General features: G+C 55.7%; 16 protein-coding genes and 1 tRNA gene. 6 read left to right on the top strand and 11 right to left on the bottom strand.

The annotated features are described in order from the left end of the window. Positions 1–225: 225 nt before the first annotated feature. The 5 genes from M8006_RS05560 to M8006_RS05540 all read right to left on the bottom strand — a co-directional run bounded on the left by M8006_RS05560 (position 226) and on the right by M8006_RS05540 (position 7959). The gene (locus M8006_RS05560) at positions 226–1425 is read right to left on the bottom strand and encodes a GIY-YIG nuclease family protein (RefSeq protein ID WP_250080470.1); all 1200 of its coding nucleotides are present in this window, start codon (positions 1423–1425) and stop codon (positions 226–228) included. Then, complete coding sequence (locus tag M8006_RS05555) at positions 1418–3481, bottom strand: DEAD/DEAH box helicase (RefSeq protein ID WP_250080469.1); 2064 nt, start codon at positions 3479–3481, stop codon at positions 1418–1420. The genes M8006_RS05560 and M8006_RS05555 overlap by 8 nt, the downstream gene beginning before the upstream one ends. 13 nt (positions 3482–3494) lie before the next feature. Further along, positions 3495–4496, bottom strand: a complete 1002-nt coding sequence (locus tag M8006_RS05550; protein WP_250080468.1) for a virulence RhuM family protein — start codon at positions 4494–4496, stop codon at positions 3495–3497. Further along, positions 4493–7267, bottom strand: a complete 2775-nt coding sequence (locus tag M8006_RS05545; protein WP_250080467.1) for a class I SAM-dependent DNA methyltransferase — start codon at positions 7265–7267, stop codon at positions 4493–4495. Before M8006_RS05545 ends, M8006_RS05550 begins: the two co-directional genes overlap by 4 nt. Before the next feature lie 605 nt (positions 7268–7872). Beyond that, a tRNA-Leu gene (locus M8006_RS05540) sits at positions 7873–7959 on the bottom strand. Positions 7960–8145: 186 nt separating this feature from the next. On the opposite strand from M8006_RS05540, the gene bioB reads away from it, so the two are divergent. From bioB to bioA, 6 genes are read left to right on the top strand one after another with little or no spacing between them, the layout of a single operon-like run. Beyond that, positions 8146–9213, top strand: coding sequence for a biotin synthase BioB (gene bioB, locus M8006_RS05535; RefSeq protein WP_250080466.1), 1068 nt, complete (start codon positions 8146–8148; stop codon positions 9211–9213). After that, positions 9200–10372, top strand: a complete 1173-nt coding sequence (bioF, locus tag M8006_RS05530; RefSeq protein ID WP_250080465.1) for an 8-amino-7-oxononanoate synthase — start codon at positions 9200–9202, stop codon at positions 10370–10372. The genes bioB and bioF overlap by 14 nt, the downstream gene beginning before the upstream one ends. Further along, positions 10345–11073 (top strand): alpha/beta fold hydrolase, encoded by a 729-nt coding sequence (locus M8006_RS05525; protein ID WP_250080464.1) that lies wholly within the window; start codon positions 10345–10347, stop codon positions 11071–11073. The genes bioF and M8006_RS05525 overlap by 28 nt, the downstream gene beginning before the upstream one ends. Then, positions 11070–11858, top strand: coding sequence for a malonyl-ACP O-methyltransferase BioC (gene bioC, locus M8006_RS05520; RefSeq protein ID WP_250080463.1), 789 nt, complete (start codon positions 11070–11072; stop codon positions 11856–11858). Before M8006_RS05525 ends, bioC begins: the two co-directional genes overlap by 4 nt. Further along, on the top strand, positions 11855–12562 hold the full coding sequence (bioD, locus tag M8006_RS05515) for a dethiobiotin synthase (protein WP_250080462.1): 708 nt from the start codon (positions 11855–11857) through the stop codon (positions 12560–12562). The genes bioC and bioD overlap by 4 nt, the downstream gene beginning before the upstream one ends. Further along, entirely contained in the window at positions 12559–13830 is a 1272-nt protein-coding gene (bioA, locus tag M8006_RS05510; protein ID WP_250080461.1) for an adenosylmethionine--8-amino-7-oxononanoate transaminase, read from the top strand. The genes bioD and bioA overlap by 4 nt, the downstream gene beginning before the upstream one ends. A 3-nt stretch (positions 13831–13833) precedes the next feature. Here bioA and M8006_RS05505 read toward each other — a convergent pair whose 3' ends face one another. The 6 genes from M8006_RS05505 to M8006_RS05480 form a co-directional block, all read right to left on the bottom strand. After that, on the bottom strand, positions 13834–14547 hold the full coding sequence (locus M8006_RS05505; RefSeq protein WP_250080460.1) for an SIR2 family NAD-dependent protein deacylase: 714 nt from the start codon (positions 14545–14547) through the stop codon (positions 13834–13836). A 29-nt stretch (positions 14548–14576) separates the two neighbouring features. Further along, entirely contained in the window at positions 14577–16343 is a 1767-nt protein-coding gene (gene aceK, locus M8006_RS05500; protein WP_250080459.1) for a bifunctional isocitrate dehydrogenase kinase/phosphatase, read from the bottom strand. A 71-nt stretch (positions 16344–16414) separates the two neighbouring features. Then, a complete protein-coding gene (locus tag M8006_RS05495; protein WP_250080458.1) occupies positions 16415–16909 on the bottom strand; it encodes a CIA30 family protein in 495 nt (164 codons plus the stop codon). Between the two features lie 107 nt (positions 16910–17016). After that, a complete protein-coding gene (eat, locus tag M8006_RS05490) occupies positions 17017–18456 on the bottom strand; it encodes an ethanolamine permease (RefSeq protein WP_250080457.1) in 1440 nt (479 codons plus the stop codon). A 128-nt stretch (positions 18457–18584) separates the two neighbouring features. After that, the gene (gene eutC / locus M8006_RS05485) at positions 18585–19421 is read right to left on the bottom strand and encodes an ethanolamine ammonia-lyase subunit EutC (protein WP_250080456.1); all 837 of its coding nucleotides are present in this window, start codon (positions 19419–19421) and stop codon (positions 18585–18587) included. Next, positions 19411–20826: an ethanolamine ammonia-lyase subunit EutB gene (locus tag M8006_RS05480; protein WP_250080455.1), complete on the bottom strand. Its 1416-nt coding sequence runs from the start codon at positions 20824–20826 to the stop codon at positions 19411–19413. The genes eutC and M8006_RS05480 overlap by 11 nt, the downstream gene beginning before the upstream one ends. Positions 20827–20935 lie beyond the last annotated feature (109 nt).

Below are 20935 nucleotides of genomic sequence, written 5' to 3'. Positions count from 1 at the left end.
TATCGCCTGCTGGAACGCTTTTCTTCCTACTTGGGTCTGGACTTCAATCGCATAAAATCCCGGCCCGACTTTGAGGAGGTGTGTCACTACGGCGCTATTACGTCATGCAACTGTTCAAACTATTGATCAGGCAGGGTACCAATTTGGTGGCTGACGCGGTGTCAGTTATCGCTTACAAAGGCTATCTATCAACCGCAGCCTCAATGCCTTTTCTATTTTGCGAGCTTAGCTAATCAATTGTGCAGTTTCTGGCTCATAAACCACACCCATAATCGACCCATCCCGAATCCTCTGCACCGCTTCATCAATCACATGCAATGGCACCAAAAACCACTCGCGTGGCTTAACCGGATGCCCAAAGCGATCTTGAATAGTCAGTTCAAGCTGTGCGGGGGCAAAGATGCGATGGAAAAGTGCTTCAAGCTTACGACGGTTGATACCTGCCAGTTTGTAGGTGGCGACGACCTCAACATCAGCCAGTAGATAGGTGGCATCGTGGGCGGCGTTAGCGATGCGAGCCTCAACCTTTCCACCTGTCACACCGATTTTGTGGATCAGTTCTCGATGTTCCGCCACAAACGGATGCTCTGACAGGCTGCGCAGCACGTAGATGGTGCCGCTTTCAATGTCGTCTTCTTCCCAGGTTTCGCTGAAGCGGTTTTCATTGGGATGTTGTTCAGCAAACAGAGGCCCGGCATCTGGCTCGGTAATACGGCGGCTGGCTTCATCTTTGTAGAGCGCCCTTACCAACGATAGGCGTAGCAAATTGCTTTCCGTGCCGTTGGAAAAAATAACTCGTAGGCGGGCATCTTTTTTACCCTGGGGTGAATCAAACTCTTCACCCTCCTCAGCCACATAAGCCGTTTGCCCATCTACAATGAACCACTGACCCACCTCGATAGTTGCATTCTTACCGAATCGTCGCGTAGTTCTTAGCCCACTTTTCAGCTCCCCCTCTACTTGCTCAAAAAGCGGCTGGTAGGTCGCAAAATCTTCGCACTTCTCTCTGTTAGCCACCTCTTCAGCGGCACGCTTCTCGGCACTGGAGCGCACATGCTTTAGCTCGGTAAGCTCAGACGCCCCGGAAATGCCAGAAAGTTCGGTAAGCAAGGCATCATCGTCTATCGCCTCTGTCGCATCCACGTCACTGATACTATCGCTATCAAGTAAGCTCTGGTGGTCAAGCGGTACCAGTAGCGTTCGGCATTCTTCAAGCGAACGAATACGATCAAGACGCACGGCATAGAGCCGTTCAAAAATATCGTTGCCTTCACCATGCTGCGGGGCACAGCCATGCTGATCGACAAAGCGCTGAATCTCTTCAAAACCAGCGATGATGCGTTCTTCACGTGCAGAAAGGCCTTTCTTCTTCTCGGGCTGGGCTAACTCATCCAGCTCGGAACGCAATTCGTCCAGATCAGTCATAACGCCCCTCGTCTTTGAAACGCACGAATGCAGAAGCGCCTTCGGCCATGCGCTTTTCCCAGGCATCTTGGGAGCTGATAGAGGGCAGCCGCCCCCGCTCTTTTTTGAACTTTAACGCTCTCATCGCCAGCTCTTTGGCTTCGTCAGGCGTCAGATTGGTACGTTTACCAGAGATGACGGCGGCTACTTGCTTCAAGCTGTCTTCACTCATGCTCTTAGCCAGAATCGCGTAGGCCTCGCTAAAAGGGTTAATGCGATCAATCAAATCAATATCGAGCTCTCGCACGTCCATCGCGTACTTACGCACACCTGTTATCAGCGCTGTGTTCGGCTTTGGCTCATTGTTGCCGATATCAACGGCTTCACTACCCGCCAGTAGTTGCTTGGCCTGCTGGGTGAGGTTGAGCGCTGCAATGGCATGTTGGCGAACGGCTTCCTGGTCTGCCTCGTCCAAGGTCGGGTAGCGCTCTTTGATAATTTTGCCCATGCGCACCTGGGTCAGCTCTTCGGGCACCAGCTCTTCGTCAAACAAGCCACGCTCAATGGTGGTCTTGTCTTGCACGAAGCCAGTAATCACTTCATTCAGGTCTTCTTGGCAAATACGAGCGGCTTCGTCGCTCTTCGGTTCTACCAACCCCTTGACTTCAATATGATACTTGCCAGTTTCCTCGTTAACACCCACATTGCACTTGCTAGGGTCATAGCCCTCTTCACCGTAGTCGAATCCCTCTTGCGGTCCGCTGGTAGGGTTCTTTGGCTTGAACTCAAAGCGCGGTGCCAGCACTTGTTCCATCAGCAAGCTGGCAGCAATGGCTTTTAGGGTATCGTTAATAGCTTCGGTCACCGCCTGCTCAGCGGCATCCGGCTCGGCAATCAGATTAGTGAAGCGTGCCCGTGTCTTGCCTGGCGCATCCCGTGTGGCGCGACCGATGATCTGCACGATCTCCGTTAGGCTGGAACGGTAGCCCACCGTCAGCGCATGTTCGCACCAGATCCAATCAAACCCCTCTTTCGCCATGCCCAGGGCAATAATGATGTCCACATGGTCACGATTATTCTTCTGCGCAGGGTCTTTCAGTGCGCTCGATACTCGCTCACGCTTGGTTGAATCGTCATCCACCAAATCGGCAATTTTCAGCAACCGACCTTCCGGCGTTTTCACCTGTTGAAAACCGGTGGTCGGGTCAGTCCCTTGCCACTCACCCAATTCGTCAATGATGTGCTCAACCTCGCGGACCTTATCCTTGGAACTCTCGCGCGAATTGACGTTGGGAATATGCAGAATGGTTTTCTCACCCGGATCAAGCACCTTTAGGATATCGTCAGCGTACGAGCCAGAATAAAAGTAATAGCCGATGTCGAGCTGCTTTAGGTACTCGTAACCGTTGAGCTGCTCGTAATAGGTGTAGGTCACCGTATCAAAGCGCGACTCATCCTGCGGGGCCAGCACTGCCTCGGTGTCCCCTCGGAAGTAGGAACCGGTCATAGCCACGATATTCACTTTATCGCGGTTAATGAAACCACCCAGGTGAGCACCCAGCTTATTGTCGGGATTCGCTGAAACATGGTGGAACTCATCCACGGCGATCAAGCAGTCATCAAAGGCCGCCACGCCAAACTGATCAATCGCAAAACGGAACGTGGCATGGGTGCAAACCAACACCTTGTCGCTGCTTTCGAGGAAAGACCCCAGAGATTTGACCTTACCGCCATTGTCCGTGCCCGGTGCGTTGCACAGGTTCCATTTGGGTTCTACATGCCAATCAGCCCAAAAGCCGTAGTTACTCAGCGGCTCGTCATTGAAGCTAGAACCAATGGATTTTTCTGGCACCACGATAATGGTCTGTTTAAGCCCCTGGTTGTGCAACTTATCCAGCGCAATAAACATGAGGGCGCGGCTTTTGCCTGATGCAGGTGGTGATTTGATCAGCAGAAACTGTTCGCCTCGCCGTTCGTAGGCACGCTCTTGCATGGGTCGCATGCCGAGTTCATTGGATTTGGTAGAACTGCCATTGCTGGCATACGAGACGGAAACTGAGGGTACTCTCTTCGTCATAATGCGATCCCTGTCAGGGCTTCTTGCCCTTGTATTTGAGGTCTTGTTCCAGCTGCTCGATTTCCTTCAGGTCAGCGGCATCGGCTGCTTTTGCTTCCACAATGCGGCGTTGCTGGTCGAATACCTCATAGCGCTCGCGGGCGACCTTCTCCATATTTTCGCGGCTAACCGAACCGGCGCCTTCGAGAATGGGCTGATCATTAAACGCCAGCATCTTGTCGACGTTGTTACGCCAGAAATCCAGGGTCAACTCTTTCTGCTTCTTCACCCTGAGCTCTGCCTGTTCAAGGAAGATCACCACCAAACGGTTTAGCGTGTCGATCTCGTCTGCCGTTAGGTAGTTTTTAGCAACGATGACATCCTGCTTCCGCACCCGTGAGCCGCTCCAATTGGTCAACGCCATGTTGGGCATGCTGGGATCTGAACGTTTCAAGATCAGCTCAGCGGCGGTGTGGCCTGTCGCGGCGTACAGCAGCTTGTTTTGCACCTCAGCAAAAAACTGTGCCGTCTCTCGCTCGCGCGCCTGATAATCAGAACTGAGGGCGAATAGATCGCGAACTTTCTGGTAAAAGCGTTTTTCCGAGGCGCGTATGTCCCGGATGCGTTCCAACAGCTCATCGAAGAAATCCCAACCGCCAGGGTTCTTCAGGCGTTCGTCATCCATCACGAAGCCCTTTAGCAGAAACTCCTTGAGGTGGGTGCTAGCCCACTGACGGAACTGCACGCCGCGAGACGAGCGGACGCGATAGCCGATGGCCAGGATCAAGTCGAGATTGTACAGCTTGGTACGGTAGTTTTTGCCGTCTGCGGCAGTTGTCAAGGATTCCTTGACAACTGAATCTTGGCGTAACTCACTGTCTTCAAATATATTTTTAGCATGCAGAGAAACGTTCTGCTTAGTAGTCTGGAATAGCTCGGCAATTTCCAGCTGGCTTAGCCAGATGCTGTCGCCTTCAACTCGAAGGTGGAGTTGGGTACGGCCATCATCTGTGGTGTAGAGGATTAGGTCGCTCATGCCTTCCTCCGTGCTTTCTTATTGATAGACACTTTGCTGGGAGCCTCTGCGGACATCTTGGTATACAGCTCAAAAAGCTTTTCCAGGCGCTCGGTATCGTTCTTGAAGCGACGCCCGATGTAGATGCGCTCCAGCACTTCATCATTTTGCTCATGGGCTTCTCGCAGATTTTCGGGCATCTTTTCGGGATCGTAGAGATCAGCGATTGTGGCAGGAAAGTGTGCTTCCCGAGCCAGCAGAATATTCTCGGCACAACGACTCAGATCGGCTTTATTTTTTTCAGTCAGGGTAGGAACAGGGAAAGTGTTCCAGCCTAGAGTATTGGAATAGCTGAAATCTGTTCGCATGCGCACGCAAACTGTACCTATCCACACCCAATGGAGGCGCGAGGCTACTAATGAAAAATTCCAAAGTGGCGCATCAAAAAGTGCAAAACACTTATTAGACATAACAGCGTCTTTCCCCAAGAGATCGACTGGGAGAAAATCTCGGTTTTCTGACGATACAACTGGCACGGCAATAGTATTCTGTTTGCCAGTATTCATCTCCCTAAACTGATGGGGACGCTTTACCATACCGTTTGAAACTGCATCCTTAGATTTTTTTCTCTTATCGACACCAGCTTTCATGCGTGCTCGCAGATCAGCCAATTCTAGTATCTCGTTTTCAGGATCTTCTTCGAACCAAAGACAATACCTAGCTTTGGCATTGATAACTTCGGTGGAACCGTAAAAACGTTTTATATGACTTTCAGGAACTCCTCTTGCCTTTAACTCAAGCATCTTATTCGGATCCATCAACAAATGCTCTGAAAGGCCGTAATAATTCCCTTTAATCATTGGCTGTATGCCTGAAATTGGCTTTGCCACAGCAGACACCCAATAATTTTGTTGAGGCAATAAATAGCCGTTAATATTGTGTGTTTGAAGTTTTGAATCCCCGTCAAAAAGTGAAGCAATCCCCCTGGCGAGATCAGATCCAATAATTACAACAGTGACTCCCGCATCATGGGCTGCAAGATTCGACCATTTAAAAGACCGTACTGCGAAAAAAAACCGAAGTCCTTTATCAAATAGTGGCTTCCAAAAATTAGAAACGTGTTGGCCTTGTGCAATACTATTTGTCGCAACAAATGCAAATTTAGTGGGGGTAGTTTTCGCAAATTCAAAAGCTTTGATAAACCAGCCACATACATAATCTAGCAAGCCCCATTTTTCAAACTTACCATCAAGAAGGAATTTAAGGTCAGCCTTTTGCTCATCGGTTTTTCTTGCATTCCCCTTGTACGGTGGGTTTCCGCAAATGTACGTTTCTCCACCCTCATTTTCGAAATCAATCTGTGCCTGATCCAACGGCAATTCAAATAAATCATCAGCTTGCAGCTTGACGCCCGTTCCCGTTGGAGGGCAAATACTCAACCAGTCCAGTCGCAGGGCATTGCCACAGGTAATCCAGTTATCAGAGCTGAGGGGTAAAAATTCAGCCAGTGCCAGCTTTTTGCCGCGATAATGCAAGTCACACTGGTACTCGGCAATGATCAGTGCGAGGCGAGCAACCTCGGCTGAGAAGTCCCGAAGCTCAATGCCACGAAAGTTAGTCAGCGGTATATCGGTAGGCCGGTTTGGCTCACCACGACGCTGGTTTATTTCAGCCTCAATCTCTCGCATGTGCTTATAGGCGATGACCAAGAAATTACCCGAGCCGCAGGCTGGATCGAAGACGCGAATTTTGGCCATACGGTTGCGCAGATTCAGCAGCTTGCGGGAGTTGTCGCCAGCTTCCTCCAGCTTTTCACGCAACTCATCCAGGAACAGCGGATTCAGCACTTTTAGAATGTTCGGCACGCTAGTGTAGTGCATGCCTAATGCACCGCGTTCTTCGTCGTCGGCCACCGCCTGGATCATCGAGCCGAAAATATCAGGGTTGATCTGTGTCCAATCCAGGCTGCCGATGTGCAGTAGGTAGGAACGCGCAATCTTGCTGAAGCGCGGCACGTCGACACTGCCGGAAAACAAACCGCCGTTTACATAGGGAAACTTCCCTACCCAACGGGGGATATTTGCCGCTGCATGCTCTTCTTGCCGCGTGTTCATGGCGCGAAAGATTTCGCTAATCACGTCATGGGTATTGGCAGAATCTCTGGCGCTCATTTCTGAGACGGTATCGGTAAACAGCCCGCTACCGGCGAAAATGTCAGTGTCTTCGGCAAAAAAACAGAAGATCAGCCTAGCCATGAAGTGGTTCATTTCATGGCGCTGCTCTTCCGTGCCCCAGCCTGGGTTATCCTTCAGAAGCTCCACATACAGCCGGTTCAAGCGGCTGGTCGCCCGAATATCAAACGAGCTTTCACGTACCTGTTTAACAGTGGAAATACCGGCCAGAGGCAAAAAGAAACCGAAGTGATCCGGGAATTCTTCATATTTGCAGGCGACTGTCTCGCCGCTTTCCAGTTCCTCGGCCTCTAGCATCTCACCGTCTGTGGCGAGCACAAACTTGGCCTTGGCACGAACAGTGGCCGGGCTAGCCTTCAGAGCGGCTAGGGTCTGGGTAACGGCACCCGAATCTGCTACAGCGATATGGATATTGTTCGTCTGCAATACCCCGCCCCAAGAACCGGAAAAGTCCGACTTATTGGACGTACCCGAGCGCAGCCGTTTGATAGTGGTTGCCTTGTTGCCAAAGGCTTCCAGAAAAGCATAGGGGAACTCAGCCGGGTCAAAAGGCTGTTGTGCTAAGTCCGATATTGCGGATTCGATTTCTACTGCGTTCATGAGGTGGCATTTATCCTATTCAGCTGCTGGCGGGTGCTGCTTTTATCGTCGACAAGCGATTTGGCCGTCACATCAAACACTAGCCTTCCAAGGGTTGGATCACCGCTGTGCCAGTCCCCTCACATGGGCCAATATCTCTCATCACAACGAATAAATAATTGGCAAACGCCATGCCAGCCCGTCGTCATAATGACGTAGTAACAGAGGGTTTCCAAGAACAGGGCTCCGATTCACTTAACAAGCTTCGCCTAATGCCCACTACTGCATAACTAAGGGATAAAGTAGCACCGTCGCAAGCGACACCTAAGGTTAGCTTGGCCAGTGATGGTCTATGTGATCTGCGCTTCCACGACCTGTGCCACAGCTACGCCAGCCTGTTAGCCCAAGCGGGCGAGAACATGACCACGGTGCGAGGATCTGGTAGGCCACTCTAGCCTGCTGGTCACTAGCCGCTACAGCCACATATTTTTTAATGGAGGATTGGATGCGATCGGCAGCAATTTGCCGAGCCTGAATGGATAGTTTGGCGCGACCATCTGCGACCAAGCTTTGATTGGGGCAAATTTCAGGCATAAAAAAAGACGCCTAAGCGTCTGATTTTAAAGTGGTGCCGGTGGGGAGACTCGAACTCCCACGCCTTTTACAGCGGCGGATTTTGAATCCGCTGCGTCTACCAATTCCGCCACACCGGCAATGGATGGGTATTATACGTATTTTACCTTCAAGGTCAATCACATTGGTGGCGCTGACGGAGATAAAAGCGCCGATGCACTCAACTGACCGACGACTCGCGTAAACTACATGAAAAAACCAAGTTGACAACGAAAAGGCAACGTCGATAGAGTCTCGTAAACTTTCAAAATCATACAGGTTTACCCGTGACCATCACCACCACTGCACAACGCCACGACTGGACGTTGGACGAGATCAACGCGCTGTTTGCGCTGCCCTTCAATGACCTGCTGTTTCAGGCCCAGCAGGTGCACCGTGCGCATTTTGACGCCAATGCGGTACAGATTTCGACCCTGCTGTCGATCAAGACCGGCGCCTGCCCAGAAGACTGCAAGTACTGCCCCCAGTCCGGCCACTACAATACCCAGCTGGAAAAAGAGAAGCTGCTGGAAGTTGAAAAAGTCGTCGAACAGGCCAAGGCCGCCAAAGAAGCAGGCGCCAGCCGTTTTTGCATGGGCGCGGCGTGGCGCAGCCCGCGAGATAAAGATCTGGTGCTGGTGGAAGAGATGGTCCGCCAGGTAAAAGCCCTGGGGTTGGAAACCTGCATGACACTGGGCATGGTCGATAGTGATCAGGCTAGCCGACTGGCGACGGCGGGGCTCGACTATTACAACCATAATCTGGACACCTCGCCCGACTATTACGGCGAGATCATCACCACCCGCACCTTTAGCGACCGGCTGGATACCCTGGCCACCGTGCGCGACGCGGGCATGAAAGTCTGCTCCGGCGGTATCCTCGGCATGGGTGAAGACGCCCAGGACCGTAGCGCCCTGCTACAGCAGTTGGCTAAGCTGTCGCCGCACCCGGAATCGGTGCCGATCAATATGCTGGTCAAGGTCCCCGGCACGCCGCTGGAAAACGTCGAAGACCTGGACCCCATCGAGTTTATCCGCGCCATTGCCGTGGCGCGCATCATGATGCCGCAAAGCCACGTTCGGCTTTCCGCCGGTCGCGAGCAGATGAGCGAGTCCACCCAGGCGCTGGCGTTCCTGGCTGGTGCCAACTCGATCTTCTACGGCGACACATTGCTGACCACCGGCAACCCCCAAGCCGATATCGACCGCGCGCTCTTCGCCAAGCTCGGCCTTCACCCGGAGCGCCGCGAAACCTGCGAAGATGACGCGACCCACGCCCAGCGCCTGGCACAACAGGCTGAACAACACGCCCGCGCAGAACGCGTGGCCGAGCTGGCGGTGGATGCCAGTGTCTGACGCGTGGCACCACCGCTTGGCCGATGCCCGCTCGAGCCGCCAGCAGGCAAATCGCTGGCGATCCCGCCGAGTCATGGCAACGGGTGCGCTCGACTTTGCCGGCAACGACTATCTGGGCTTGGCCCAGGACCCAAGGGTGTGTGAAGCCCAGGCAGAGGGCGCACGCCGTTACGGGGCGGGCGCTGGCGCATCGCACTTGGTAAGCGGTCATGTGCAGGTTCACGACGCCCTGGAAGACGCTCTGGCACGCTGGACAGGCCGCGAGCGTGCCCTGCTGTTTTCAACCGGCTATATGGCCAACCTCGGCGTTTTGCAGGCATTGGCCGAGGCCGACACGGCGATATTTCAAGACCGCCTCAACCATGCCTCGCTACTGGATGGCGCCACGCTAAGCGGCGCCCGTTCGCGGCGTTTTCATCACCGCGATGCCAACGACTTGAACCGCCTGCTCGCGCGCAGCGAGTGCTCACATAAGCTCGTGGTCAGCGACGGCGTGTTCAGCATGGATGGTGATGTGGCGGATATTGCCGCGCTGACCCGGGTGAGCCAGCAACACCGCGCCTGGCTGATGATCGACGACGCCCATGGCGTTGGCGTGCTGGGCCATAGCGGCAGCGGCTGCGTGGGCACTCTTTGGGGCAGCGCTGAGGTGCCTGTCCTGGTTGGCACCCTGGGTAAGGCACTCGGCACCGCCGGCGCCTTTGTCGCCGGGGATACCGCGCTGATCGAGCATATCACCCAGTTTGCCCGCAGCTATGTGTACACCACCGCCCAACCCCCCAGCATTGCCGCTGCGACGCTCAAGGCATTGGAGATCGTTCAGGGTGAACCCGAACACCGCGACCATCTCAATACCAACATCGCTTACTTCCGCCGCGAGGCGTTACAGCTGGGGCTGCCGCTAAGCGCGTCGACTACCCCGATTCAGCCACTGCTGCTGGACAGCGAAGCCCGCACCCTCGGTTGGTCGGCAACGCTTGCCCAGCATGGCTTACAGGTCGGCGCGATTCGACCGCCCACGGTTGCCAACGGAGCGGCGCGCCTGCGAATCACGCTCAGCGCCCGCCACACCCGCAGTGACATCGATCGTTTACTGGACAGCTTAAAGGTCTGCCAGCGCGAGGAGGCAAGATGCCACGCCCACCTTCACAACGCCTAGTATTGCTCTCGGGCTGGGGCATTGATCAACGCATCTGGCAGCCACTCGAGAGCTGTTGGCCCGCGTCTGTCGAAGCCCACGCCGTTGACTGGCCGGGCTACGGCGATATGCCTGCCCTGCCCGACAACGCCACGCTTGACCAGCTGGCCAGCACCATGGCCGAACAACTGCCCATTGATGCCATTTGGGTCGGCTGGTCGCTGGGCGGGCTACTGGCGACGGCGCTGCTTGATTATCTCCCCGCACCGCGCGGTTTGATCCTTATCGGCACGGGCGAGCGGTTTTACAGCGATGATGGCGTCACCTGGTCAGAACTTGCCAGTTTTCGGCGCGCTTTTTCCCGTGAGCCACACGCCACCTGGCGACACTTTTTGCGCTGGCAAGCGCAGGGCGAACCCAACGCCCGCCAAGCCCACCGACAGCTGCAAGCACTTCTGGGTGATACCCCCAGCGCCAACCACAGCACGCTGGCTCAGGGGCTCAACTGGCTTGCCACCCTCGATAATGGCCAACGTCTACACAATGCCCCCTGCCCGGTGACGCGTTTGATCGGCGAGCACGACCCGCTGGTCAGCACATCGGCCCGTGACAAGGCGGCAACGCTAGCAAAAGCCGGGCATTGCCCAATGCTCTCCCAGCCCGTTCAACTGGCTGAGTCACTCGCGGCGCAGGCGGCGCTTGCCGTCAAGGAGCGAGCATGAGCACGACCGCCACTCCGCCGCACTCAGCCAGCTGGCAGGCCAGCGTCGCGCATGCGTTTTCCCGCGCGGCCCCGCGCTATGACGCTCTGGCAGGCGCCCAGCGGCAGATCGGTGAAACCCTTTGGAGCACCTTACCCGGCAGGGCAAGCCGGGTACTGGACCTTGGCTGCGGCACCGGTTACTGGACACATCGATTATTCCAGCGTTTCCCCAGCGCCCAAGTGACAGGGCTGGATATTGCGCCCGGCATGCTCGCCCAAGCCAAGGCGCGCTATGGCCCCCGCATTCATTGGCAACTGGGCAATGCCGAGGCACTCCCCTTTGTCGCAGGAACGTTTGATCGGGTGTTTTCCAACCTGGCGATTCAGTGGTGCCGCGATATCGGCGCGGTGATGAACGAACTCCATCGAGTGCTTGCACGTGGGGGCCAGGCGCATCTCACCACGCTACTGCCCGAAACGCTGACCGAAATCGCCCATGCCTGGCAGCGCCCGGAGGCGCTATTGCAGACGCCCGACCGGAATGAACTGGCGCGCGCTATCGATCACAGCGGCCTGACACCTATTCATCAGCTTGCCAAGCGGCACACCTTCCACTATCCCGATCTGAACGCTGTGATGGCCTCCATCAAAGGCGTCGGCGCGCAGGTTGCCAGGCCCCACGCCCAGCGGCTGACCCGTCGCGAGCTGCAGACTGCCCGCGAGCGTTTTGAAACGCTGCGTGAACCCCAAGGCCTGCCCGTCAGCTACCAGTGTTTTACCCTGCACCTGGAAAAACCGTTATGAGCACATTCTTCGTTACCGGCACTGACACCGATGCGGGCAAAACGCTCGTTACCAGCACGCTGCTCGCGACTGCCAGCGCGCAAGGGCTCACCACGCTGGGCTTGAAGCCGGTCGCCTCAGGCAGTCGCGTCACGCCCGTAGGCCTACGCAACAGTGATGCCCTGGCGCTGCAGGTACAAAGCATGCCACCGGTCAGTTACGCAACGGTCAACCCCTGGGTATTTGAGCCCGCCATTGCACCGCACTTGGCCGCAAGCGAGGCGAGCCAAGCGCTTAATGTCAGCGATATCGTGGCAACACTTGGCGCTACCCTTGCGCAAACGCAACGAGACCTCACCCTGATCGAAGGCGCGGGCGGCTGGCGGGTACCGCTCAACGACCGCGACGATTTTTGCGATATTCCCCGCCTCATGCAGCTGCCGGTGATTCTGGTGGTCGGCCTGAAGCTGGGCTGCCTCAACCATGCGCGACTCACCGCCGAGGCCATTGCCGCCGACGGGCTGACGATTGCGGGCTGGGTAGGCAGCGTGGTCGACCCGGCGTTTACTTCTGAGTCGACCCGCTTTGCTGCCAACCTTGACGTGCTCAAGCAAACCTTACCGGCCTCCTGCCTGGGGATTATCCCGCATCTCGAACAGCCTTCGCCGGAAACGGCACAGCCTTACCTTTCCCTGCCGCCGTTACGCACACTGGAGACCCCATGACCTCGCCTGTCTGGCATCCCTATGCCGATCTCAAACATCAAACGCCGGTGCCCAAGGTGGTGGGCGGTGACGGCGCTCACTTTGTACTTGAGAGCGGTGAACGCCTGCTGGATGCCACCTGCTCCTGGTGGTGCATGATTCACGGCTACGGCCACCCGCGACTGGTGGCGGCCATTCGCGAGCAGGCCGGAGAGCTGTGCCACGTGATGCTCGGCGGCCTCACCCACGAGCCCGCCGACCGCCTGGCCAGGGAGCTGGTACGCATCACCCCCGCCGGGCTTAACCACGTGTTCTATTCCGACAGCGGTTCGGTGGGCATGGAAGTGGCGATGAAAATGGCCTTGCAGTACCAGGTGCTCACCGGCAACCCCGGCAAGCGCAAGATGCTCTCGCTGATGAAGGCCTATCACGGCGACACCACCGGCTGCATGGCGGTGTGCGACCCGGAAGAAGGCATGCACGGCCTGTTTACGGGCCTCCTGCCCCAGCACCATTTTGCCCCGGCACCCACCGCCCCTTATGACGCCACGCCGGAACAGGTGGAACACGACCTTAGCGCCTTGCGTGAAGTGCTTGAGCGCCACCATGATGAGATCGCCGCGCTGCTGATGGAGCCACTGCTGCAAGCCGCTGGCGGGCTCAATATGACCTCGCCAGACTATCTGCGCGGGGCGCAAGCACTGTGCGATGAATTTGGCGTACTGCTGATTTTCGACGAGGTGGCCACCGGCTTTGGTCGCACCGGCAAGCTGTTTGCCGCCGACCACGCGGGCGTCACGCCGGATATCATGGTGCTTTCCAAAGGCTTGACCGGCGGTTACCTGGGCCACGCCGCGACGCTTGCCACGGATCGCGTTCATAACGCCTTTATCGGCGACAGCGAGCACCACGCCTTTATGCACGGGCCGACATTTATGGGCAATCCGCTGGCCTGTCGCGTGGCGCTGGAAAGCCTACGGGTGTTCGAGGAAGAGGATTATCTTGGCAAGATCGCAGCACTCAACCAAATACTGCGCCGCGAGCTGCTCGACGATGAGGCGCTGAATGCCCACTCCGCCGTGGCCGATGTGCGCGTTCTGGGTGCCACGGCGGTGATTGAAGCGCACTTCGCAGAAGAACTGAAGGGGGTGGCAAGCTTCGCCCGCGAACGCGGCGTCTGGCTCCGCCCCATCGGTCGCTGGCTTTATACCATGCCCGCTTACATTACTTCGGAAAAGGACATGGTGAAGATTACCGACGTGATGAAGGCATGGTTTTTAGCACGCTAAAACCTAGGGCAGCAGCAAATTGCCCTGTTTCTTCCACTGATTCGCCAAGGCGGACACACCCTCTCCCGCGGTGGTATTGATCGCCAGCACGCCGGCTGGGCTTAGCTCATCGGCGTTAGGGTCAACCACCGCACAGGGCGTATCGTCATCCACATGCCTCAAGAGTGAGGCAGCGGGCATCACGGCAAGCGATGTGCCCACCACCAGTAGGAAGTCTGCCTCGGCGACGATATCGCAGGCATCAGGGAACAGCGGTACCGATTCGCCAAACCAAACTACGTCAGGGCGGAGCTGGCTGCCTTTATCGCAAAAATCGCCCATTTCGATACCGCCTTTCGGCAAGCGATACTGCATCCGCACATCAACGCTAGAACGCGCTTTTAAGATCTCGCCGTGCAGATGCAACACGTGATGGGAACCGGCGCGTTCGTGTAGATCATCGATATTTTGCGTGATGATACTTACCTTGAAACCGTTTTTTTCCAGACCGGCCAGCGCCTTGTGAGCAGCATTAGGCTTTGCCTTACGGACCTGCTCGCGGCGCAGGTTATAGAAATCCAGCACCCGCTCAGGGTCTCGCCGCCAGGCACTCGGCGTGGCCACGTCTTCTACCGGATGGTTTTCCCATAACCCGTCGCTGGCGCGAAAGGTTTTAATCCCGCTTTCGGCACTAATGCCCGAGCCACTAAACACCACAAGATGCGGCGTGTTTGCCATGAATCCCCCATCACTTGTGCTTTGAACCCTTAATATACTAACTGCCCAGCGCTGCCTGCAAAGCGCTGCTTATTGCGGTAGGGATACACATCGATCACCCGGCCATCAATAATCGCTTGCTGCAAGCCCTGCCAGTAGCCCGCGTCGAAAAGTTCTGGATGCAGCTTATAAAATAGCTTTCGCAGTTCCATATTGGCGAAAAGAAACGGTCCAAACTCTTCCGGGAAAATATCGTTCGGCCCGACGGAGTACCACGGCTCGCTGGACATTTCCTGCTCGGGGTACAGAGCCTCTGGGATGTGACGGAAATTGCATTCGGTCAAATAGCAGATTTCGTCGTAGTCGTAGAAAATCACGCGACCGTGGCGCGTGACGCCAAAGTTTTTCAGCAACATATCGCCAGGGAAGATGTTCGCCGCCGCCAGCTGTTTAATCGCATTGCCGTAATCTTTGAGGATGGTGGGTTTCTCTTCTTCGCTGCACTCTTCCAAGTAGATATTCAGCGGTGTCATCATCCGTTCGGTATAACAATGCTTAATGATCACTTTGTCGTCTTTGAGATACACCGTGGATGGGCATACTTCCAAAAGGTGCTCCAGACACTCCGGTGAGAAGTGATCTTGCCGGGCAATGAAGTTGGAGAACTCCTGGGTATCGGCCATGCGCCCGACGCGGTCGTGGCGTTTTACCAGCCGGTACTTTTCGCGCACGTTCTCGCGGCTCATCTCTTTGGTGGGATCAAATTTATCTTTGATAATTTTGAACACCGTGCGAAACGAGGGCAGCACAAACACCGCCATCACCATGCCACGCACCCCTGGGGCGATAATAAACTGATCTTCACGCTTGGCGACTTGGCGGTTGAGCCCACGGAAAAACTCGGTTTTCCCGTGTTTAAAAAAGCCAATTGAAGCGTAGAGTTCCCCCGCTGGCTTTTGCGGCATTAGCTCCTGCAAGTAGGTGACGAATTCCCCGGGCACCGGGACCTCGACCTGAAAATACGCGCGGGTAAACGAGAAAATGATCGAGACTTCGTCGGACTCAATAAGGACCGTATCGAGGTGCAGGCGTGAGTCGGCGCCCTTTTCCTCACCAAACCCCTCACCGTGCAGTACCGGCAACACTAACGGCACTTGTTCGCCACCACCATATATTCGTCCGACGAGGTACGCGCCTTTGTTGCGGTAAAAAACGTTTTTAAGCAGCTCAATCTCGACATCAGCAGCATGCTTAATCGCGTCGGGTAAGTGTGCTTCCAGAAACTCCGCCCCTAGCTGGGTGTCACGGTCAATATCGGTGAAGGGGTTTTCAAATGGCGCCTCTTCTAACGCCCAGCGCAGGGCGTCCTGCCAATCACCATTCACCGGTTGACGTCGACACAGTTCAATGCCTGAGTGGTGCGCGGCGTCTTCCCGCGAGCTGTACACGAACATCCAGTCATTGCGAATGTGACGGTGATGAAAAATGGAACAGAACAGCGAGTTGAAAAACGTCTCTGCCAGTTCATAGTCAAGCCGCTGACTAATAAGCTCCGCATAGTGTGTGCGGGCCTCGCGCCAGCACTCACAGTGGGAGAGCACATCATGATCGAAGGTGCGCTGCATACGCGCAAGCGTCACCCCCACCTTCTCCTCATAAAGGTTGATGCGTTCAGCCGAGGCTTGCTGCGCTTCACGCCACGCCGCGTCACGAAAGCGTCGGCTTGCGTCCTGCGTAATGTCTTTAAAGCGGGCGCGATATTCATCAAAGCCGTGCAAAATGGTAGTGGCCAAACGGTAAGCGGGTGACAGTTTCACAGTGGACTCCTAAAAGTTTTCCCTAGCTTCCACGATTGTGCCACAACATACGAGGCGACCTTGGTGGGTATTCACGTTAGTGGCTTTAGTGAGGCAACGCGCAAGCAGAACGGTCCTGCGGTGCGATCGGCAATCAAAAACCCTAATTGATGAATGGTTTGCGGCTCAAGCGGTGGCGCATCGGTAAGTAACGTGCCCCGCCGAACGGCTTCAAAATCGCTCCACGCAACGTGCAGCGTCTCCCACCGGCGCTGGGGTGGTGTGAACGTCACCCGGTAGGCGCTAGCATCCTCAAGTCGCGTGCTTTTTAAACGCAGTTGATACGTTCGCCCATCGCCCCGCACGCTAAGTATGACGCCATGGGCGTAGTGTAACATTGGCTCAAACGCGTCAGGCTCACGGCGAACCGAGGCAAAACCGCCGCCGTTTTCAAGCGACACCTCGCCGTGAAATCGCCCTTCACCGCCCTGAACCGTGAACGCGCTTTGGGAGACGCCGCCCATTACACCGTCATTGATAGCGTGCCAGCGATGTTGCTCAGCGTAGTTATCAAATATCAACGCCATTCGTGCTCTCTCGTCAGTGATCGAAAACGTGTTAACCGATTGAAACAACCAAGCCTCTGCGGTCTTAACGCAGAGGCTTGGTTAGCTTAGGTGAAATAGCGAGGTGGTTACAGCTTAGCGACAGATACTGCTTCGCTCGGATTGCTGTCGTCTAGGTCTTCGGGTGACGTCACCACCAGTGCAAATTCCTCCTCTGCGGTTTTTGCCACCAGATTATTTTTGCTGTAGAGGAAGAAGTAGGCTGCGCCAGCAATAAACAGCAAGATAGTGTAGTTGAAGGCACGAGGATCGAAAGCGTACACCCCGGTTAGCGCAACGAGCGCCAGCACAAGTGCAATAGCAGAGGTCACAACACCACCCGGCGTTTTATAAGGGCGCGGCAAATCAGGCTGCTTTACGCGCAGCAGAATATGGCTAAACGCCATCAGTGCGTAGGAGATCGTCGCCCCCACTACGGCCATGCCCAAAATCAAGTCGCCTTCACCACTTAATGATACTAAGAAGCCAAACACACCGGGCACAATCAGCGCTAAATACGGCACCTTACGCTCGCTGGTCAGCGACAGCGGCTTGGGTAAATACCCTGCCCGTGAAAGGGCAAACACCAAACGGCTGTAACCGTAGATAATCGAGAAAAATGAGGCAATCAAACCGGCCAAGCCCAATACGTTCACCAGCGTAGCAAGCGTCGGGTTGCCCGCCACATTAAGTGCGTCGACCAGTGGCACGCCGCTTTGGCCAATGACGTCAGCACCGGCAGCACCCGCCAGTAGCACCACGACCAGTAGCGCGGTAAACAGTAGAAACAGCATGGCGCCGATAATGCCTTTTGGCATATCCCGTGCGGGGTCTTTGGCTTCTTCCGCCGCTAGCGGCACGCCTTCCACCGCTAAGAACAGCCACATGCCAAACGGCAGCGCCGCCCAGATACCGTACCAGCCAAACGGCATAAAGGTGCTGGCACCGGCGGCGTCCGTTGGCGCGATGTCGAATAAGTTGGCTGAATCGAAATCGCCGATCAGCGCCACCGCCGTTGCTAAAATAGCGAATACCGCCAAGCCGCTGATCACCATCATCGCTTTTAGCGCTTCACCAACACCTGCAAGGTGAATACCGATAAAAACGGCGTAAAACAACAGGTAAACCAGCGGGCCGTTAATCCCCAATAGGGACTCCACCGCCGCGCCGATAAAAATAACGATCGCGGCGGGGGCCAAGGCGTACTCAATCAACACCGCAAACCCGGTTAAATAGCCGCCTGCAGGCCCCATGGCCTGGCGGGCAAAGCTGTACCCGCCGCCAGCAGCAGGAATTGCCGCCGACATTTCCGCCAGCGAAAGCACCAGCGCCAAATACATGAGCGCCATTAAGCAAGCGGCAATGGCAAAACCGCCCCAGCCTGCTTCGGCAATGCCAAAGTTCCAGCCGGCGAAGTCACCGGAAATGACGTAAGATACCCCAAGTCCAGCCAGCAGCATCCAGCCTGCGGTACCCTTGCGCAACTGTCGCTTGGCCAAATACGCTTGATCTACAGAAGGTTGTTTCATCGTTTTACCTTTTTCAGTGTGGAACATAACGGTCGTTAGCGGCGTGCTGTTTATACGTACGATGTTCCGTGTTGTTATGTGCTTTTTGTTATAAAGCCATTGTTATGACGCTTCACTTTTTGCGCCCGTTAATCGGCCACTAAAAAATTACGCGTCGAGCCTTTTGCTGAGTTGCCTTCCAATACGTCCTCCTCGCTGCGGTCTTTTAATTTCACGCCAGACACCTTGAGCTGACGAGCCTCTTTTAATAACAGCACTAGCCGCCGGGCGGCTTCTTCTGCTTTAAGCCCGGCGGGGCGCACGTTGGAGATACAGTTACGCCGGTCGTCTTTTAGGCCTACTTCGGGTGCCCAGGTCATATAAAGCCCTAGACTATCCGGCGAGCTTAGCCCTGGCCGTTCGCCAATCATCACCAGCACTGCATCGGCGTTAAGCAGCGACCCCACCTCATCGCCAATGGCCACGCGGCCCTGCTCAACCATGGTGAACGGCGCCAGCTGCCAGTCGTTGGCATCGCGGGTCAGGCATTCCGTCAATGCGGCGAGAAACGGCGCGCTGTTTTGCTGCACCGCCAGAGCAGAAAGGCCATCGACAATCACCACGGCTAGATCAAAGCGCTGGCCGGTTACCGCTGCATTGAGTAAATGTTCACGCGACTCATCGCTCAACCGGCGGCCATAATCCGGGCGCTGTAAGTACGTAGCGCGGTCTTGCGCATGACTGTGTAAGCGAATGAGTGGCATGGTGAGCCCAAGCGTGTTGGTTAGCGCTGCCTCCAGGCTGTTGCCATCAAGCGCGCAATGAACGGCATCTTGAGCCTGGGCATGAGCCAGCTGAAAATCGAGATGCTTGGTAGTAGGCAGACTAACGCCCGCGCGACCGAGCCCAATTCGCGCATCGGTAAACGCATTCAGCCGCTCCCAGGGGTTCTCCACCACAATGGGGGGTGATTCGTTATGCGCCATAGCGTGGCTCCTGGGGCAGGTGGCGTAAGCTATTGGCGAACGCGGCGGGAAGCCGGTCGTTGAGCCGGTGGGTGCTGACATCCTCAAATATCTGCATCTTTTCAAGCCACTGCTCGAATTCAGGCGCTGCCTTTAAGCCAAGCACTCGCCGTGCATAGAGCGCATCGTGAAACGAGGTGGTTTGGTAGTTGAGCATGATATCGTCGGAGCCCGGAATGCCCATGACGAAATTGCAGCCAGCCACACCCAATAGCGTCAGCAGGTTGTCCATATCGTTCTGGTCAGCTTCGGCGTGGTTGGTGTAGCAAACATCGCAACCCATGGGCACACCCAGCAGCTTGCCGCAGAAGTGGTCCTCAAGCCCCGCCCGGGTAATCTCTTTACCGTCGAACAAATATTCAGGGCCGATAAAACCGACGACGGTATTCACCAGCAACGGATTAAACTTGCGCGCCACGGCGTAGGCGCGGGCTTCGCAGGTTTGCTGATCAAGCCCGTGGTGAGCGCCGGCGGAAAGCGAGCTACCTTGGCCGGTTTCGAAATACATCACGTTGCGGCCTACCGTGCCACGGTTAAGCGTCTGCGCTGCCGTTTCAGCTTCAGCCAGGGTGCTTAAATCAAAACCAAAGCTGCGGTTAGTCGCTTCGGTGCCGCCAATGGATTGGAACACCAGATCCACCGGCGCACCCTGCTCGATCGCCTCCAGCGTATTGGTAACGTGGGTAAGCACGCAGGACTGGGTGGGAATCTCATATTTATTGATCACTTCATCCATTAAGCGCATCAATTTAACGCTTTGGGCGACATTATCCGTGGCGGGATTGATGCCAATGACCGCGTCGCCGCTGCCGTACAACAGGCCATCTAAAATGCTGGCGGCAATGCCGGTAACGTCGTCGGTGGGGTGATTAGGCTGCAGCCGCGTGGAAAGCCGCCCCGGTAGGCCAATGGTATTGCGAAACGCCGTGGTGACCTGGCACTTTTTAGCCACCAGGATTAAATCCTGGTTGCGCATTAGCTTGCTCACCGCAGCCGCCATTTCAGGCGTAACCCCCGCACGCACGGCGGTAAGTGCCTCGCTGGTAGCCTGATCTGAAAGCAGCCAGTTACGAAAATCGCCCACGGTCAGGTGGCGAATGGGGGCGAAGGCGTGAGTATCGTGTTCATCGATAATCAGCCGGGTGATTTCATCCTCTTCATAGGGGATCAAGGCTTCGTTCAAAAACGTGGTGAGCGGCAGTTCGGCTAGCACCATTTGTGCCACCACTCGCTCCTCAGCAGATTCAGCCATCACCCCAGCCAAACGGTCACCGGAACGCGGCGGCGTCGCCTTAGCCATTAACTCTGCTAAGCCATTAAAGCGGTAGCGGCGGCTCCCCACTGTCGTGTGATAGGTCTGCGCCATAGGACCTTCCTTTTTTATATTTAAAATACAACGGCACAGCATGCGCGTTGAGGAACAAAATTTGCTTGTTTCCACAATAGCGCTATCCCTTAATGGGGAGTATCGAGTT

Source organism: Halomonas llamarensis (assembly GCF_023555005.1).
In the GTDB taxonomy this organism is placed as follows: domain Bacteria; phylum Pseudomonadota; class Gammaproteobacteria; order Pseudomonadales; family Halomonadaceae; genus Vreelandella; species Vreelandella llamarensis.
The sequence above is the reverse complement of the archived record's forward strand: the minus strand, read 5'-3'. Positions and strand labels throughout refer to the sequence as shown.

What these genes read in the sequence shown, in the direction of transcription:
- M8006_RS05505 (WP_250080460.1), bottom strand. Translation starts at nt 14,547, where the DNA reads ATGGCAAACACGCCGCATCTTGTGGTGTTTAGTGGCTCGGGCATTAGT.
- M8006_RS05555 (WP_250080469.1), bottom strand. Translation starts at nt 3,481, where the DNA reads ATGACGAAGAGAGTACCCTCAGTTTCCGTCTCGTATGCCAGCAATGGC.
- M8006_RS05495 (WP_250080458.1), bottom strand. Translation starts at nt 16,909, where the DNA reads ATGGCGTTGATATTTGATAACTACGCTGAGCAACATCGCTGGCACGCT.
- M8006_RS05525 (WP_250080464.1), top strand. Translation starts at nt 10,345, where the DNA reads ATGCCACGCCCACCTTCACAACGCCTAGTATTGCTCTCGGGCTGGGGC.
- bioF (WP_250080465.1), top strand. Translation starts at nt 9,200, where the DNA reads ATGCCAGTGTCTGACGCGTGGCACCACCGCTTGGCCGATGCCCGCTCG.
- M8006_RS05550 (WP_250080468.1), bottom strand. Translation starts at nt 4,496, where the DNA reads ATGAGCGACCTAATCCTCTACACCACAGATGATGGCCGTACCCAACTC.
- M8006_RS05560 (WP_250080470.1), bottom strand. Translation starts at nt 1,425, where the DNA reads ATGACTGATCTGGACGAATTGCGTTCCGAGCTGGATGAGTTAGCCCAG.
- bioD (WP_250080462.1), top strand. Translation starts at nt 11,855, where the DNA reads ATGAGCACATTCTTCGTTACCGGCACTGACACCGATGCGGGCAAAACG.
- M8006_RS05480 (WP_250080455.1), bottom strand. Translation starts at nt 20,826, where the DNA reads ATGGCGCAGACCTATCACACGACAGTGGGGAGCCGCCGCTACCGCTTT.
- eat (WP_250080457.1), bottom strand. Translation starts at nt 18,456, where the DNA reads ATGAAACAACCTTCTGTAGATCAAGCGTATTTGGCCAAGCGACAGTTG.
- bioA (WP_250080461.1), top strand. Translation starts at nt 12,559, where the DNA reads ATGACCTCGCCTGTCTGGCATCCCTATGCCGATCTCAAACATCAAACG.
- bioC (WP_250080463.1), top strand. Translation starts at nt 11,070, where the DNA reads ATGAGCACGACCGCCACTCCGCCGCACTCAGCCAGCTGGCAGGCCAGC.
- M8006_RS05545 (WP_250080467.1), bottom strand. Translation starts at nt 7,267, where the DNA reads ATGAACGCAGTAGAAATCGAATCCGCAATATCGGACTTAGCACAACAG.
- eutC (WP_250080456.1), bottom strand. Translation starts at nt 19,421, where the DNA reads ATGGCGCATAACGAATCACCCCCCATTGTGGTGGAGAACCCCTGGGAG.